The organism is Colwellia sp. BRX10-3, assembly GCF_014077505.1.
Taxonomy (GTDB): Bacteria; Pseudomonadota; Gammaproteobacteria; order Enterobacterales; family Alteromonadaceae; genus Cognaticolwellia.
Genome location: NZ_JACGWA010000001.1, coordinates 288,039 through 302,991 on the forward strand (window position 1 = coordinate 288,039; position 14,953 = coordinate 302,991).

13 protein-coding genes are annotated in these 14,953 nt (G+C 34.4%); all 13 read right to left on the bottom strand.

Annotation, left to right across the window (positions count from 1 at the left end; all coding sequences use genetic code 11):
• Nucleotide 1: 1 nt before the first annotated feature.
• The 13 genes from H4J38_RS01270 to tviB all read right to left on the bottom strand — a co-directional run bounded on the left by H4J38_RS01270 (nucleotide 2) and on the right by tviB (nucleotide 14,905).
• Complete coding sequence (locus H4J38_RS01270) at nucleotides 2-1,183, bottom strand: DegT/DnrJ/EryC1/StrS aminotransferase family protein (protein ID WP_182128705.1); 1,182 nt, start codon at nucleotides 1,181-1,183, stop codon at nucleotides 2-4.
• Nucleotides 1,176-2,102: a GDP-L-fucose synthase gene (locus H4J38_RS01275; RefSeq protein WP_182128707.1), complete on the bottom strand. Its 927-nt coding sequence runs from the start codon at nucleotides 2,100-2,102 to the stop codon at nucleotides 1,176-1,178. Before H4J38_RS01275 ends, H4J38_RS01270 begins: the two co-directional genes overlap by 8 nt.
• Before the next feature lie 11 nt (nucleotides 2,103-2,113).
• On the bottom strand, nucleotides 2,114-3,238 hold the full coding sequence (gene gmd / locus H4J38_RS01280) for a GDP-mannose 4,6-dehydratase (RefSeq protein WP_182128709.1): 1,125 nt from the start codon (nucleotides 3,236-3,238) through the stop codon (nucleotides 2,114-2,116).
• The gene (locus H4J38_RS01285) at nucleotides 3,225-4,346 is read right to left on the bottom strand and encodes a glycosyltransferase (protein ID WP_182128711.1); all 1,122 of its coding nucleotides are present in this window, start codon (nucleotides 4,344-4,346) and stop codon (nucleotides 3,225-3,227) included. The genes gmd and H4J38_RS01285 overlap by 14 nt, the downstream gene beginning before the upstream one ends.
• Nucleotides 4,343-5,569, bottom strand: coding sequence for a hypothetical protein (locus H4J38_RS01290; protein ID WP_182128713.1), 1,227 nt, complete (start codon nucleotides 5,567-5,569; stop codon nucleotides 4,343-4,345). Before H4J38_RS01290 ends, H4J38_RS01285 begins: the two co-directional genes overlap by 4 nt.
• A complete protein-coding gene (locus H4J38_RS01295) occupies nucleotides 5,553-6,479 on the bottom strand; it encodes a glycosyltransferase (RefSeq protein ID WP_182128715.1) in 927 nt (308 codons plus the stop codon). Before H4J38_RS01295 ends, H4J38_RS01290 begins: the two co-directional genes overlap by 17 nt.
• A gap of 106 nt (nucleotides 6,480-6,585) precedes the next feature.
• Nucleotides 6,586-7,905 (bottom strand): hypothetical protein, encoded by a 1,320-nt coding sequence (locus H4J38_RS01300; RefSeq protein ID WP_182128717.1) that lies wholly within the window; start codon nucleotides 7,903-7,905, stop codon nucleotides 6,586-6,588.
• Nucleotides 7,906-8,856, bottom strand: coding sequence for a hypothetical protein (locus tag H4J38_RS01305; protein WP_182128719.1), 951 nt, complete (start codon nucleotides 8,854-8,856; stop codon nucleotides 7,906-7,908).
• Nucleotides 8,857-8,898: 42 nt separating this feature from the next.
• Nucleotides 8,899-10,023 carry a non-hydrolyzing UDP-N-acetylglucosamine 2-epimerase gene (gene wecB / locus H4J38_RS01310; RefSeq protein ID WP_182128721.1) on the bottom strand — a complete coding sequence of 375 codons (1,125 nt, stop codon included), beginning with the start codon at nucleotides 10,021-10,023 and terminating at the stop codon, nucleotides 8,899-8,901.
• A gap of 75 nt (nucleotides 10,024-10,098) precedes the next feature.
• Nucleotides 10,099-11,148, bottom strand: a complete 1,050-nt coding sequence (gene wecA / locus H4J38_RS01315) for a UDP-N-acetylglucosamine--undecaprenyl-phosphate N-acetylglucosaminephosphotransferase (protein WP_182128723.1) — start codon at nucleotides 11,146-11,148, stop codon at nucleotides 10,099-10,101.
• A 12-nt stretch (nucleotides 11,149-11,160) separates the two neighbouring features.
• Nucleotides 11,161-12,198, bottom strand: coding sequence for a Wzz/FepE/Etk N-terminal domain-containing protein (locus tag H4J38_RS01320; RefSeq protein ID WP_182130058.1), 1,038 nt, complete (start codon nucleotides 12,196-12,198; stop codon nucleotides 11,161-11,163).
• A 304-nt stretch (nucleotides 12,199-12,502) separates the two neighbouring features.
• The gene (locus tag H4J38_RS01325) at nucleotides 12,503-13,549 is read right to left on the bottom strand and encodes an NAD-dependent epimerase/dehydratase family protein (RefSeq protein WP_182128725.1); all 1,047 of its coding nucleotides are present in this window, start codon (nucleotides 13,547-13,549) and stop codon (nucleotides 12,503-12,505) included.
• Between the two features lie 75 nt (nucleotides 13,550-13,624).
• On the bottom strand, nucleotides 13,625-14,905 hold the full coding sequence (gene tviB / locus H4J38_RS01330) for a Vi polysaccharide biosynthesis UDP-N-acetylglucosamine C-6 dehydrogenase TviB (RefSeq protein WP_220465390.1): 1,281 nt from the start codon (nucleotides 14,903-14,905) through the stop codon (nucleotides 13,625-13,627).
• Nucleotides 14,906-14,953: the final 48 nt, after the last annotated feature.

The window sequence follows — 14,953 nt, forward strand, 5'->3', positions numbered from 1 at the left end:
TCTAAACCCCGTCATTTAGGATTTCATCTAATAATTTAATCTCTTTTTCTATATCATTTTGATGATTACCTACAAATAAGCCATGGTCATCAAGGTACTCTGCAGCCTCTAACGAGCCCGCTATTTCAAAATCAAAATACTCGAGAACTTCTTTGTTTTTTAAAAAATTCCCCGTGACTATTGGACGGCACTCAATACCACGACTAGTTAGCAGCTTCACTAACTGTGCTCGATTATATGGTGCATTCTCTTTTAGAATTAATGAAAATCCAAACCAACTACTTTTACCTGTTTCTTGCTGTATATCTATAAAGGGATGATTTTTGAACAAAGATTGGAACAACTTAGCATTTTCCCGACGTGTTTCTATAAAGCCAGGTAACTTCTTTAATTGCTCAATGCCCAATGCTCCACTCATCTCTAATGGGCGCACATTATACCCAGGTAGCATAAACTTGAATGACTCTTCAAACGCATCATCACTTTTTTCACCGCTAACTTTATTAAATTTAGGTAGGTTACGTGTCCATCCATGTGCTCGTATACAAAGTAGGATATGGTAAAGTTCTTCATCGTCAGTGACAACGCAACCACCTTCCATTGTCGCTATATGGTGAGAAAAAAATGAGCTGTAAGTTCCCATTACACCAAAAGTTCCGGCCTGTTTACCATCAATAGTTGCGCCCATCGATTCACAGTTATCTTCCAAAACAAAGATATTACGCCCAGCAATAATTTCATTAATGCGATTAAAATCATTCGGGTTACCAAGTAAATTAACCGATAAAATAGCTCGGGTTTGATCAGTAATTGCCGCCTCTAATTTATCTAAGTCCATATTTAATGTTTGGCGGTCAATATCAACAAACTTAACCTTTAAACCATACTGCTGTAGAGGAAAATATGTGGTCGACCATGAAACTGCGGGAACTATTACTTCGTCACCACGTTTTAATTTTAACGACTCATTTTTAGTAAAAAATAACGAAGCTATCATTAATAGGTTTGCTGTAGATCCTGAACTAACCATGAGTGCATATTTAGAGCCAAAAAACTCTGCAAAGTCTTTTTCATACTCTGCAACTTCTTTACCCATGGTGAACATATCTGAGTCTATAACTCTTTGGATAGCCGAGTACTCATTTTCGTCCCATGTGCTGCTTGCTAGTGCATAATTAGTCATTACAATACTCACTTAAATAAAATTTATATGTTTTTTGGATACCAGCTTCTAACTCGGTTTTATAAGCCCAGCCAAATTCTTTTAATTTTGTATCATCTATTAGCTTTTGTTTCATTCCTACAGGTTTGCTTAAATCGTGTTTAAACCTACCTTGATAGCCAATTACGTTTGCAATAGTTTGATAATACTCATTTATGGTAAAATCAGTACCTAAGCCAACATTTAAATTTTGAGGCATTTTTTCAAAATTATTTATTGCATAAAAAATAAAGTCAGCAAGATCTTCGGCGTACATAAACTCACGGCGGGCCTCGCCATCACCCCATATATCAATCTCTTTTAGATTACTTCTTTTCGCTGCATCTATTTTTCTGATAACTGCAGGGATCATATGGGAATGATTAGGATCAAACTTATCAAAACGCCCATACAAGTTACACGGAATAATCGTTTTATATAATAGATTAGGATTTTCTTTACAAATGTACTCGCATAACCGTGTGCTAGTAACTTTTGCTAGCGCATACCCTTCATTTGTTGGCTCTAATTCACCTTTTAAAATTAAATCTTCAGCCAATGGATTCAATGCATCGCGAGGATACATGCAAGAGCTACTTAAATTCAAAAACTTAGTGATGCCGCTGCTATTAGCAGCAGTGAGGATATTAAGTCCCATTTGCATATTATCAACCAAAAATTTGACTGGTTGTGCCATATTCGCCTGAATGCCACCAACGATTCCTGCGGCATGAATGACCATATCAGGTTTATATTTATTTATGTATTGAGTAACTGAGTTTGCATCGAGCAGGTTAAGCTCTGTACTACTTGGTGACAAAAAATCATGGTTATGCTGATTAGCAACTCCAAGAATATTCCTGCCAACCATTCCGTTAGCACCCGTTAATAAAATTTTCATGAAATTTAAACCTATTCAACAGCAACAGAGGTAGTGTAACCATGGTCTTTTAAAATAGCATGCTGTTTAGCTTTGTCTAAGTCACTAGCGACCATTTCAGCACACATTTCTTCTACCGTTATTTGCGGCACCCAGCCAAGTTTAGCCTTAGCTTTTGATGGATCACCAAGTAGTGTTTCAACTTCAGCAGGACGGAAGTAACGTGGATCAACTTTAACAATAACATCACCTACTTTAAGTCCAGGCGAATTATTACCGGTAATAGCTTTAACAGTAGCTATTTCATCAATCCCTTCGCCAGTGAACTCTAGTTCTATACCTGCTTCTTTAGCTGACAAGCTAACAAACTCACGTACACTAATTTGTTTACCTGTAGCAATAACAAAATCATCAGCAACATCTTGTTGTAACATCATCCATTGCATACGAACGTAGTCTTTTGCATGACCCCAGTCACGCAAAGCGTCCATATTACCAAGATATAAACAACTCTCTAAGCCTTGTGAAATATTAGCAATGGCACGGGTAATTTTTCGTGTCACAAACGTTTCACCACGGCGAGGCGACTCGTGATTAAACAAAATACCGTTACACGCATACATACCATAAGATTCACGGTAATTCACGACAATCCAATACGCATACATTTTAGCAACAGCATAAGGTGAGCGAGGATGAAACGGCGTTGTTTCCTTTTGTGGAATTTCTTGCACTTCGCCATAAAGCTCGGATGTAGATGCTTGATAAAATTTTGTTTTCTTTTCTAAGCCTAAAAAGCGGATCGCTTCAAGAAGACGTAAAGTCCCCATAGCATCTACATCAGCTGTATATTCTGGGCATTCAAAGGAAACAGCAACATGTGATTGCGCGCCTAAGTTATATACTTCATCTGGCTGCACATCTTTTATAATACGCGTTAAATTTGAAGAATCAGTTAAATCCCCATAATGTAAAAAGAACTTTTGATTTTTTTCATGATTGTCTTGAAAAATATGATCAACACGTTCTGTATTTAACGAAGAAGCTCGACGTTTTATACCGTGAACTTCGTAACCTTTTTCTAATAACAACTCGGCTAGGTATGAACCATCTTGACCAGTTATGCCTGTGATTAATGCAACTTTATTTAACCCCATTGAAAACCTCCTTATATTTTATTGCTGCTTGCGACCATGAAAATTTTCGTTTGGCTTTTAGTATTGCATCAGCAAATTTAGTTAACAGTTTACAGCTATGAATCATATTCATTGCTGTAATAAATTCTTTAAGATTATTACATGAAAAACCAACTTCCTCGTATTCCACGTAACGCCCTATCTCACCTCCTCCTCTGACAATTGCAGGAAGCCCATAATTTCGACATAGCGATAATGGTCCGCTCTGTGATGAACCAGTATTTCCATATGGCATTAATAAACAATCACTAGCAGAAAAAGCAGTGTTAATTTCTTCTTCTGATAGGTAGCCTGAATCAAGTTTATAATTCTTCACTGAGTGTTGTCTCAACCACTCCAAAACCGACGATTCACTAATACCGGAAGGTGCGCCTGCAATATGCAGAACTGAATCGGGGTTATTAAATGCGTTGCTTTGAGCAAATGCACTTATTGCGTATTCATAATTTTTATCTTTTCTGATCATCCCTATTAGAGAAAAAACTTTTTTGTTTTGAAAACCAAGCTGTTTTTTTGCGTCAATACTGTTCATAGGTAAAACGTTTAATTCTGAAGGATATTGTATTACGTGAACTGGAATTTTACTTGATATTAATTTTACAAGTTCGTTCTTGGTTTCCGTACCATTAACAACACAACCATCAATCTGCAATTTGCTCAATAAATAAAAAAATAACTTCTTATATGACTTATAAAAGAAGTTACCATCGCAACTTGCTGAATGTATCCAAACTATTTTTTTATTTTTTCTGAAAAATAAAACTATAGACAAAAGTAAAGACAAATACTCGTAGTCAGTAAAATATAGAAGTTTGTTATCTCTAATACTCTTTCGATTGGAAAAATAAAAACGTAATGAGTAAAAAAAACGTCTCAATATTTTTCTATAAGGTGCTCCAATTTGCTCTGTTTTATAATCTAAAACACCTACCCCATTTCTATTAAGCTTTTGATTATAATAATATAAAGAAAAATCAAATGAATTATGAAGATGCTTTGATAAATTATCAATGTACTCTTTGGAATGACCGCGACATTTATAGGTAAGGGAGATCAAGGCAACACTCATTTCTTAAAACCACCAATAGTTTCATTGTTTTTTTTTCTTAAAAATACAACGATTAATAAAATTAAAAATAGAAGTAAATAAATTACATCTGTCATTACTCTATAAAAACTTAATTCTGCAGCATCAAGAGCAAGACTGTTAGAAGAAGCCACGTATAAAGGAATAATAAAAACAGCAGAGGAAATTACAGTAAATAATAAATGTTCTTTAAACTTTGAATTAGCAAAAAAATATATGTTTCTAATTATAGATTTTAAAGATCCAACCAATAAAATCATAGATTGAGTGAATATGGTTAATTTTAATATATTTGAATCATAATTAATATCCGCATACATGATAAAAATGGATTCTCCAAACAGATTTAAACAAATAATAATAAAGGTCGAAATAATTAATATTAAATAAATAGGAATTTTCCAATTTTCATTATCACTTTTATACCTAGTAAAACTGATCCTAAATAAATAATTCATAACTACATTAGAGGCACGTATTGCTTTCCTAATAGAAACATAAATAAATACGGTTTTCTCATTAGCAACTGCCGACACTAAGTATGAATCAAGTTGTGAAAATATAGCTGTAATAGTTTCAGTTAAAGTAACCGTTTTATATTTCTTAAACAAAAATACAAAAATTCTTTTAGATATATAAAATTTGCTCTCGCCTTTTTTATAATAATTAAAGAAAATTAAAATGGAGAAACAAAGACAAGACAAAAATAAGGCTAAAAACACATCAAGACCAATTAAAATAAAAATAAAACACGAAAAAGATTTCAATGCATAAAGAAAACTATGTAAATAACTCTTTCCTTCTGAAAAAAAGATCAGAGGAACATCAAAACTACTCAATATTAAAACAGCAAAAGCCATAAAATAATTAAAGGGATCCCCCCCTAAGAAAACATATAAAAAACACAGCAATATAGAACAAATGATTGAAGCAGTTAATTTAAAAGATACAATGGTACAAAAGTATTTAAAGCAAATCTTTTTAGAAAATCGACGATAAGTAAATAGATAAGACGTGGAAAAATCCTGAAAAACCGAAAAAAAAGCGATAAGAGAAAGTACTACCTCATATTTAACAACAGCATGACTCCCATATTTATCATTAATTAAAAGCATTATTGCTATAGGGATAAATAAGTTAATCGCTTGAGAAGCAATTGATAAAACTGACTCCTTATCTGCAAGAATACTACGAACGATTAGCAAAAATAAATCCTTTTATAAAACCAATACCTTTAGCTAAATAACATGTGTTTAAGACTAGGAATCGAGCTATCAAAGTAGACTTTAACTCTTCTCCACTTTTACTACCTTTAAGAAGCATTGGCGTGGCTAGAACAAGTAACAAAAGTATATAAAATAAAGAAATAAAGAGAGAACTTACTAATATTGCTAGATTTGTTATAAAATATAAAACAAAAAATGCATGTCCCTTTTTATTTTGTCCAATTAAAGCATCCCATCTAGAATACAAATAATGTTGTTTAAACATAGCCTTTAGATTACTCCTTAATTCCCAAGTAACCTTTGCCTTTGGTTCAAATTTAAAGGAGAAGTTTTTACCCTTTAATTTTAAATCAAAATCAGTATCTTCCCCAATCAAAAATGATTCGTCATAACCAGCAACAGACTCCCAACAATATTTTCTCAAACCTAAGGATCTTGAAGAGGGAAGAAATTTTTCTTCATTGATTAAAGACGATGATACATAAAATAGGTCATTGTACGCGACTTGGAAAGCATTACTCCCCCCAAAACTATAATAGCCCGCTATCACTTCATATTCTTGCAGACCTTCATAAATATTACTAAGCCACTCAGTATCTAATATTACCCCACCATCAGTTACAGCTAATAAGTCACATGATGTGTTGGAAATTGCTATATTACGACCTTGTGAAATATTACATTTTTGACTAATTGCAACAACATCAATTGCTGAATCGTTAAAAATAGAATTTATTATATCTAATGTCCCATCGGTAGAGTCGGAGTCAACAATAACTAATTCTTTTGGCAAAATAGATTGATTTAGAACGCTTTCACACCACAGTTTTATATTTTCTGACTCATTATACGTAGTTATAACAATTGAAATATCTTTTATTTTACCCATTTTTCTACCATGCTTTATATTTTGTTTACTGACTAAAATGTGAATTAGTAATAATAATTACGGTTATTGTATCCGCACTAATTAAAAACCCTACATGTTCAACACATTAATTTGATTTTTTATTTGATAAAAGTTTGATGAAAATAGTAATAAATCCCATAAATTGAATACTGCTCATCCATAATAAAATGAGAAATAAAACAGAGTTAACATACCAAAAGTTCGTTTTATTTAGTTGTATTAATTTATAAGAAAAATATATTAAAAGCATGCAACCAAACACTCCAAGATGAAAGAATAAACGGACAATTGATTCGTGTATTAAATGAAACTCTTTACTTTCCATTTCATTCTCGGGAAAGGTTGCTTCGTGTAAATTTAGTTTTGAAAAATTGTTATTTTTGTCATGATAAATAGTTGATATCCCCCTACCTATCAAATTCTCAGTTATACTATTTTCGTCAATAATTGCAATAAGAGTGTAATACCTTATTGCTACAGAGTTAATGGTTGAAATATTTGAGCCGCCATTTAATACACCAACTAAATTAACAACTTGTCCTGTTTTTAAGGCTAGCCATGATCCTTTTGGTATAATCATCGTCATTGAGAGAAAAAAACTCACAAAAAAAACAGACAAAAACATAATTTTAAATTTTCTAGTTAAGATTAGACTCACACCTAAACTAAGAATAAGAATAATGAAATGTGCTGATTGTGCACTTTGAAAAAATATTAAGAAATTACAGACTGTCAACACGAAAGAAATTTTACTTTTACACTCTTTAGTAAATACTCGGTACAAAAAAGAGAATAATAATAAAAAACTAAACAAATGACCGTAAAAGAAATAATAGGAGCCCTTTATTTCATTCCCTAAATCTAATAAATAAGCAATTAAGCACAGAACAGGTAAGGTTAAAGTGAAATAATAAATTACCTGAGCTATATCGATATTTATTTTTGAATTTTTTCCTAATATTAACAATGGTATAATAGAGAAATAATAAATAAAATCATTAAGAATGTATTGTAATCTAAAGTATGAGCTGAATAATAATTGATGAAATACAGGTATAAAAAAAATCAATACAAACCACAACCTTGAGACTCTTACCTTAGTAAATAAGCATGAAAACACAATCAAAATAACTAACTTATAAGGCCCTGCCAAGTAATTCTGCAGCAATTCAGAATACGGGTCTGCACCATACTGATGAAAGCAAATAAAATAAAATATGCAAAGTAATGCAGTTAAATTTTTATCTCTTGGAAAGGCCCATAATAATAAAGAAAGATAACTTAAACTCTCCAAATGAAATAAAAAATTTGATAATGACGTTTGCTGAATAAAATAGTTAAAAATAAATAACACACTAAAAAACAATGAATATTTAGTGTTCTTTGTCAAAGATATATGTTTCATTTACAATGATTGCTTCAAAATATCATTAATGGCTTGAGTTAATACATCCATTTCATTTTTAAAAAATATTTCTTTTTCATTCTGATATTTTTCTTCGTTGTATTGATATTCTGTGAACTCTGAAAGGGTGATAAACAAATTTGGGTATAATTTTAGATATCTTTGTAATCCAACATTTTTATTTATAGTTATACAAACACATCCAGAATAAATGTATTCAAATATCTTAATTGGTGCACAGTAATCATTGTTTAAATCCGTCGTTCCGTAAGATAATAATGCATAACGGTATTGTGATTGAAGATATTGACTTTCAGTAAAAGTTTTTTCCCCGAGGTATTGATGTGAATCTATTTCAGCCAATAGCCCCTCGTCAATAACTTTACCTAATAAGTGAAATTCAATCTTCAAGTTTTTTAGCATATTTATAGCGTCAGAGTTAAACCTTGACCGATTTATTAGACCTGCATACACTAAGTGATTTAGCTTTTTACTACTTACCTCTCGGTGTTTAAAAACTGGAATATTAGGCAAGACTTTAATCGATTCACAGTTATAATTTCTGCAACAAAGCTCCGAACGTTCTTTTGAGGAAACAAACACTTGACTATTCTTTGATCTAAATATTTTTCGGTCAAACAAAAAAAGAAGCTTATTTTGGTCTAGACAAGGGAGTTCATTAAATACAAAAAATACGTTTATTCTCCTGTAAATAAAAGGGTATAGAATCCGGCACAGATTAGTTCCGAACAACACAATAGGTACATCCGCTTCAATACTTAAAATCTGTTTTATTAAACGGCCAATATGCCTAAACTCTTTCAAATATGATTTTTTTGAGGTGAACCAATCCTTATCATGATCAACCTTAAACTTTTCAATATCATAAAAATGTTTCGCTAATTTTTTTTCGAATAAAAAATCAGTATTTGCCCAAGAGAAAATTTTCATATGCTTCCTACAGTACGACTTACAAACAACTAACTATTTATTTTAAATCAAGCTGTTAATTATTCTTATACTTGCCGAACCGTCACCATAAGGATTATGAGCAAAACTCATAACTTTATACGCTTCTTCGTTCACCAATAATTCACTTAACTCTTTAACAATAGTTTCAACCTTAGTGCCTACCAGTTTCACTGTGCCAGCATCAACGGCTTCTGGTCGTTCTGTTGTATCGCGCATAACTAGTACAGGCTTTCCTAATGATGGAGCTTCTTCCTGTATCCCACCTGAATCAGTTAACAATACATAAGCTTTATTCATTAGGTAGACAAAAGGTAAATAATCTAAAGGCTCGATTAGAAACACATTATTTAAATTAGCAAGTAAGCGATTCACAGGCTCACGCACATTAGGGTTTAAATGCATAGGGTAAACAAACTCAACGTCAGGAAACGCTTTTGCCATCTGCTCGATGGCTTCGCAAATACGTTCAAACCCTCCGCCAAAACTTTCTCTTCTGTGACCTGTGATCAAAACAATTCGTTTATTTTCACTAAGGAAATTGAATTTTTCTTCTAAGGAAGACTTTAATTGAATGTTAGTTTCTAATTTCCTTATTACATTATGTAAAGCATCTATCACTGTATTACCGGTAATTATAATCTTGTCAGCATCTACATTTTCTTTCAATAAATTTTGTTTCGATAATTCTGTAGGCGCAAAATGAAAATTCGCAATAGTACCAGTTAACTTTCGATTACCTTCTTCAGGCCAAGGTGAATATATATTTCCTGTACGAAGGCCAGCTTCAACATGGCCAACTTTAATTTGTTGATAGTAAGCGGCTAATGTTGTAGATAAGGTAGTTGCGGTATCGCCATGAACCAATACGTAATCGGGTTTAAACTCAGTTAAAACCGGCTTTATACCTTGCAGAATTCCGCAAGTAATATCAGTTAAATCTTGTCCTGGCTTCATTAAATTTAAATCATAATCTGGAGTTATTTCAAATAACTCCAATACTTGATCTAACATTTCTCTGTGCTGCGCAGTTACGCATACTTTGGCATCAAAACGGTCATCAGAACTTAATGCATGTACTAACGGTGCCATTTTAATGGCCTCTGGGCGAGTACCAAATACAGTTAAAATACGTTTTTTTATAGTCATGAGGCTTATTTTTAGAACCGCTATTATTAAAATATTATAAATAAAGCTAAAACATATCTAGCTAACTTAGTCTGATTAAAGTGGAGCTATCTCGTCATACTTCCAACTGAAATGCCGTGCGTATTTATTATAAAGAATAAACATCAGCACAAATAACGCCAGTTCGATACTTTCGGGTACTTGAAAATATTCACCTAATACACCTAATAGCGACATAACTACAGAGGCTATTGAGATAACTATTAGTGTTTGACGTGATGACAAGCCTGCACGCTGCAATATGTGATGTAAATGATCTCGGTCTGGCTTAAATGGTGACTTGCCTTTTCTATAACGGCGCATAACTATAGCAAGCATGTCCATTAAGGGTATCGCGCATATCCATAAAGCGGTAACAGGCCTAAACGAGGCGTTTTCGCCTTGTGTGCCTATGGTTAATAGCCATATAACACTTAGTCCGATAAACATGCTACCAGCATCGCCCATAAATATTTTTTTGCTGTAGTTTTTGAAAAAACCCAAATTGAAAATTAAATAAGGTAGGGTTGCTGTCGCCAAAATTAGTGGATAGCTCAAGTAACCCGTATTGCCACTTATTAAAAATAATACGGCGATAGCAGTGAAAGTATTAAGGCTTAAACTGCCAATTAACCCGTCAATACCGTCAACCATGTTATAAGCATTTATAACTACAATTATGGCAAAGTAAGTAAATATTATACCTACTGGGCCAAGTTCAATATTGCCTAAGCCAAACAAGTTACCTAAGTTCCCAATATAACCACCTACGCCGTAGATCATTAAACTGGCGATAATAATTTGGCCTACAATACGAATGCGCACTTTTAGGTCGAATTTATCGTCAAGTGCGCCAATAAATACCATCATGGCCGAGGCAATTAAGTACATACGCAGTTCTAGGGTATTTGGCAACCAGAGTAGGCTAGCAGCTAACACAGCTACAAATATAGAAATGCCACCAATAAGGGGGATTTGACCTTCGTGACGCTTTCTTGCATTGGGTTTGTCAACTAAGCCAACATCAACGGCAATTGGCTTGAATAATTTAATCGCCACCAAAGCAAAACAAAAAGCGCTTAGGGCAGTTAAGGCAGTTATTATCATCTAAATATGCTCCTATTTACCTAACACTTGGCTTGATTGCGTTGGCTGCATTGAATCAGCTTCTTTGTTATTAGCCACTAATTTAGTGTTACTTAGTTTAGTCGCCGCTCCTTTTTTAGTAAAGTAACGTATTAACACAATTAACACCGACAAAATTCCACCTAGCATAGTACCCAATACAACAATTAGGGCGCGTTTAGGTTTAGCTTTTTCTTCTGGTGCATTGGCGGGGTCAATGGTTTTTAGCACATATTCTAGAGAGACTTCAGCCAACATTATGGTTTTAGTTTGTTGTTCTATTAACTGATAGAACACGGTTTGCATATCGGCCAGCTGAGTTTCTTGCAGTTTTGTTGTTAAATAATCGATGCTGCGTTGCGCTTCGGCTTTATCTTGATCTCGCATCGCTTCGTTAATGTCGCTAACCAACCATAATAACCACTGCGTGGCAATTTCTGGTGAGTAATGTTCAATGGCTAGGGTGATCATCCCTGTTTCTTTATCGCTGGTTATAGTTAAAATTTCTTTAAACGCTTTATAAGCTTCCCATGATGATGGTTCAGGTTTTTTAGGCGCTTTTACTTCTCTTAACCATTTGTTAGTTGTTTCGTTATAAATTTCATCGTTAATGATTAATGTATTGGAGTTAACATCCCAACTTTTAGCCGCCATTAAAGGCACTAATAACTGGTGTTTATTAATAAAGCTTTCTAAAAATACTCTTGATTTTAATACCTCAAGCGCAAGGCCGGTTTTGTCTGTGCCACCGCCGCCAAGGTTAATACCAGCAAGGCTTGCTAAGCCACCAAATTGCCCAGCCATTTTGGCTAATCCGCCCGCGCCACCTTGCTCACTGGCAGGCGCCAACAACGTTGTGGCTTTATATATGTTGGGTTGATTAATTGCATAGATAATTGACGAGATGGCGAACAAGCCACTAATAGCAATAATTAATAGCTTACCTGACCATATAGCATACCACAGCTCTGCTAAGTCAATTTCGTCGTCTTCGGGGAAGTGGTGTTGCTGATAAAATTCGTTTGAATTCATTGCTTCGACTTCATTGGAAGTACTTCCTTGCAATTTGTTACTATTCACAATAGCTCACATTTAAGTTCATTTTAGTATTTTTCGATGGGCGTAAACTAGCACTTTTACGAAAGCAGCCCAAGTGAGAACGAATTATAACAAGTTATCTGCCATTTTTAACAGTTGTTTATCACTTTTTTGCTGTTAATTACCAGTCAATATTAGTAATAATTAAATAAACCCCACTTTTTCAGCTTTAAAGTTAGTTGCCGCTTGCGATATTGTGCTACTGCGATATTTTTAACTTTTGTCTCAACTTATCGGGCTATAACTTATTTTTTGTTAAAAACTTAACATACCAGGGCATTGCTTTGTTTATGCCTTGCTCTATACGAAATTCTGGTCGATAACCCAGAAGTTCTTTAGCCTTTGAGGTATCGGCCTGTGAGTGGCGTACGTCACCGGCCCTAAATCCTCTATATATTGCGGTTTTAGTATAACTAACGTTATTAGCGCCTAGTGCGGAGGCTAAGCTTGAAAATAACTCGTTAAGTGTTGTTCTGTCGCCCAGTGCTACATTGTATACTTGGTTTTTGCCTTGCTCGTTAGCTGTTGCGGCTAATATATTCGCTTGTACGGCATTTTCGACAAAACAAAAATCACGGCTGGTTTCACCATCACCATTAATAAATAAGTCTTGGTTTTCTATCATTGCTGCCGTCCATTTAGGAATAACAGCGGCGTAGGCACCATTTGGGTCTTGGCGTTTACCAAACACGTTAAAATAGCGTAAGCCTGTGGCATTTAAGCCATAGGTTTTATTAAATACATCAGCATAAAGCTCATTAACATATTTAGTCACTGCATAAGGTGATAATGGCTTGCCAATAGTATCTTCCACTTTTGGCAATGCCGGGTGGTCACCATAAGTTGAGCTTGACGCGGCATAAACAAAGGTACTGACCTTAGCGTCTTTCGCTGCCGTTAACATATTAAGAAAACCCGTAATATTGGTAGAATTAGTTAATATAGGGTCAGCAATTGAGCGCGGCACTGAGCCAAGTGCCGCTTGGTGTAAAATGTAGTCAACTGTTAGGTTATTAACTGTTAAGGCTTGCTGGCAATCTTCAAAGTTTCTAATGTCACCGTTAATAAAAGTAAAATCTTGCCATTGTTGGTCTGACACTTCAGCGTTAACTTCGTCTAAGTTATGTTGATGGCCAGTAGCAAAATTGTCTAAACCGATAACCTTTTGGTTAAGTAATAATAAGGTTTCTAGTAAATTAGAGCCAATAAAGCCAGCAACACCGGTTACTAACCAAACTTTTGGTGCTTGCTTTAGTTGCTTTTTTACATCATCGTACTCTGACATTATTACTTCCGTTTTATTATTGATTAGTCAGCTGAATAGTCAGTGTTGTAGCTTTTAATAAATTTACTGGCTGCGTTATAAACGCATATCTACTGATTCTTTCGGTAAAACATATTTTAAATCGTAAAGCACATGGTTGGCTTTACCTAAAGCGCGAATTTTATCTACGCCCATGGCTTTAAATTCGTTGTGTGATACTGCAAGAATAACCGCGTCGTAATAGTTAGCCTTAGGTGCTTCAGTCAGGCTTAGGTTATATTCATGCTCGGCTTGTTCACTCGAACACCAAGGGTCGGTAATATCAACATTGACATTATATTCTTTAAGTTCGCTAACAATATCAACAATTTTTGTATTACGTAAATCAGGGCAGTTTTCTTTAAAAGTAAGCCCCATGATCAACACGTTTGCGTCTTCCACCTGAATACGTTTGTGCAGCATGTGTTTTACTAGTTGAGATACCACATAAGCGCCCATACCGTCATTTAATCGACGCCCGGCGAGTATCATTTCAGGATGATAACCTACAGATTGAGCTTTGTGGGTTAAATAGTAAGGGTCAACCCCTATGCAATGCCCACCCACTAAACCTGGGCGGAATGGTAAAAAATTCCATTTTGTGCCGGCAGCTTCTAATACTTCTAAGGTGTCGATACCGAGCTTATTAAAAATAATCGATAATTCATTAATTAAGGCAACATTAACGTCGCGTTGCGTGTTCTCAATAACTTTTGCGGCTTCTGCCACTTTAATTGAACTCGCTTTATGGGTGCCGGCGATAATAATAGAACGATATAAGTTATCAACAATGTTGGCTACTTCAGGCGTTGAACCCGAAGTAACTTTTAAAATATTAGTAACTCGGTGTTCTTTATCGCCCGGGTTAATACGTTCAGGTGAATAACCCGCGTAAAAGTCTTTGTTGAATACTAAACCAGAGAACTTTTCGACTACAGGAATACAAGCTTCTTCAGTGGCACCGGGGTAAACCGTAGATTCATAAATAATAATATCGTCTTTACCTACCACTTTACCAAGCATTTCACTAGCTTTGATCAGCGGTGTTAAATTGGGTTGTTTATGGTGGTCGATAGGCGTTGGTACGGTAACAATATAAACGTTGGCGTTTTTTATGTCGTCTGGTTGACAAGAGTAGGTCAGGTTTGTTGTTTCGGCTAACTCTTCATCGCTAACTTCAAGGGTATTGTCGGAGCCATTATTTAATTCTGCAATACGTGCTTGATTGATATCAAAACCTAAGGTTTGATATTTTTTGCCAAATTCTACCGCCAAAGGTAAACCAACATAGCCTAAGCCTATGATGGCAATTTTCACATCTTTTAAGTCACGTATCATTTTTAAATCTTTTACCTTGAAAAATCGGTTATATTTTATTGTTAATTA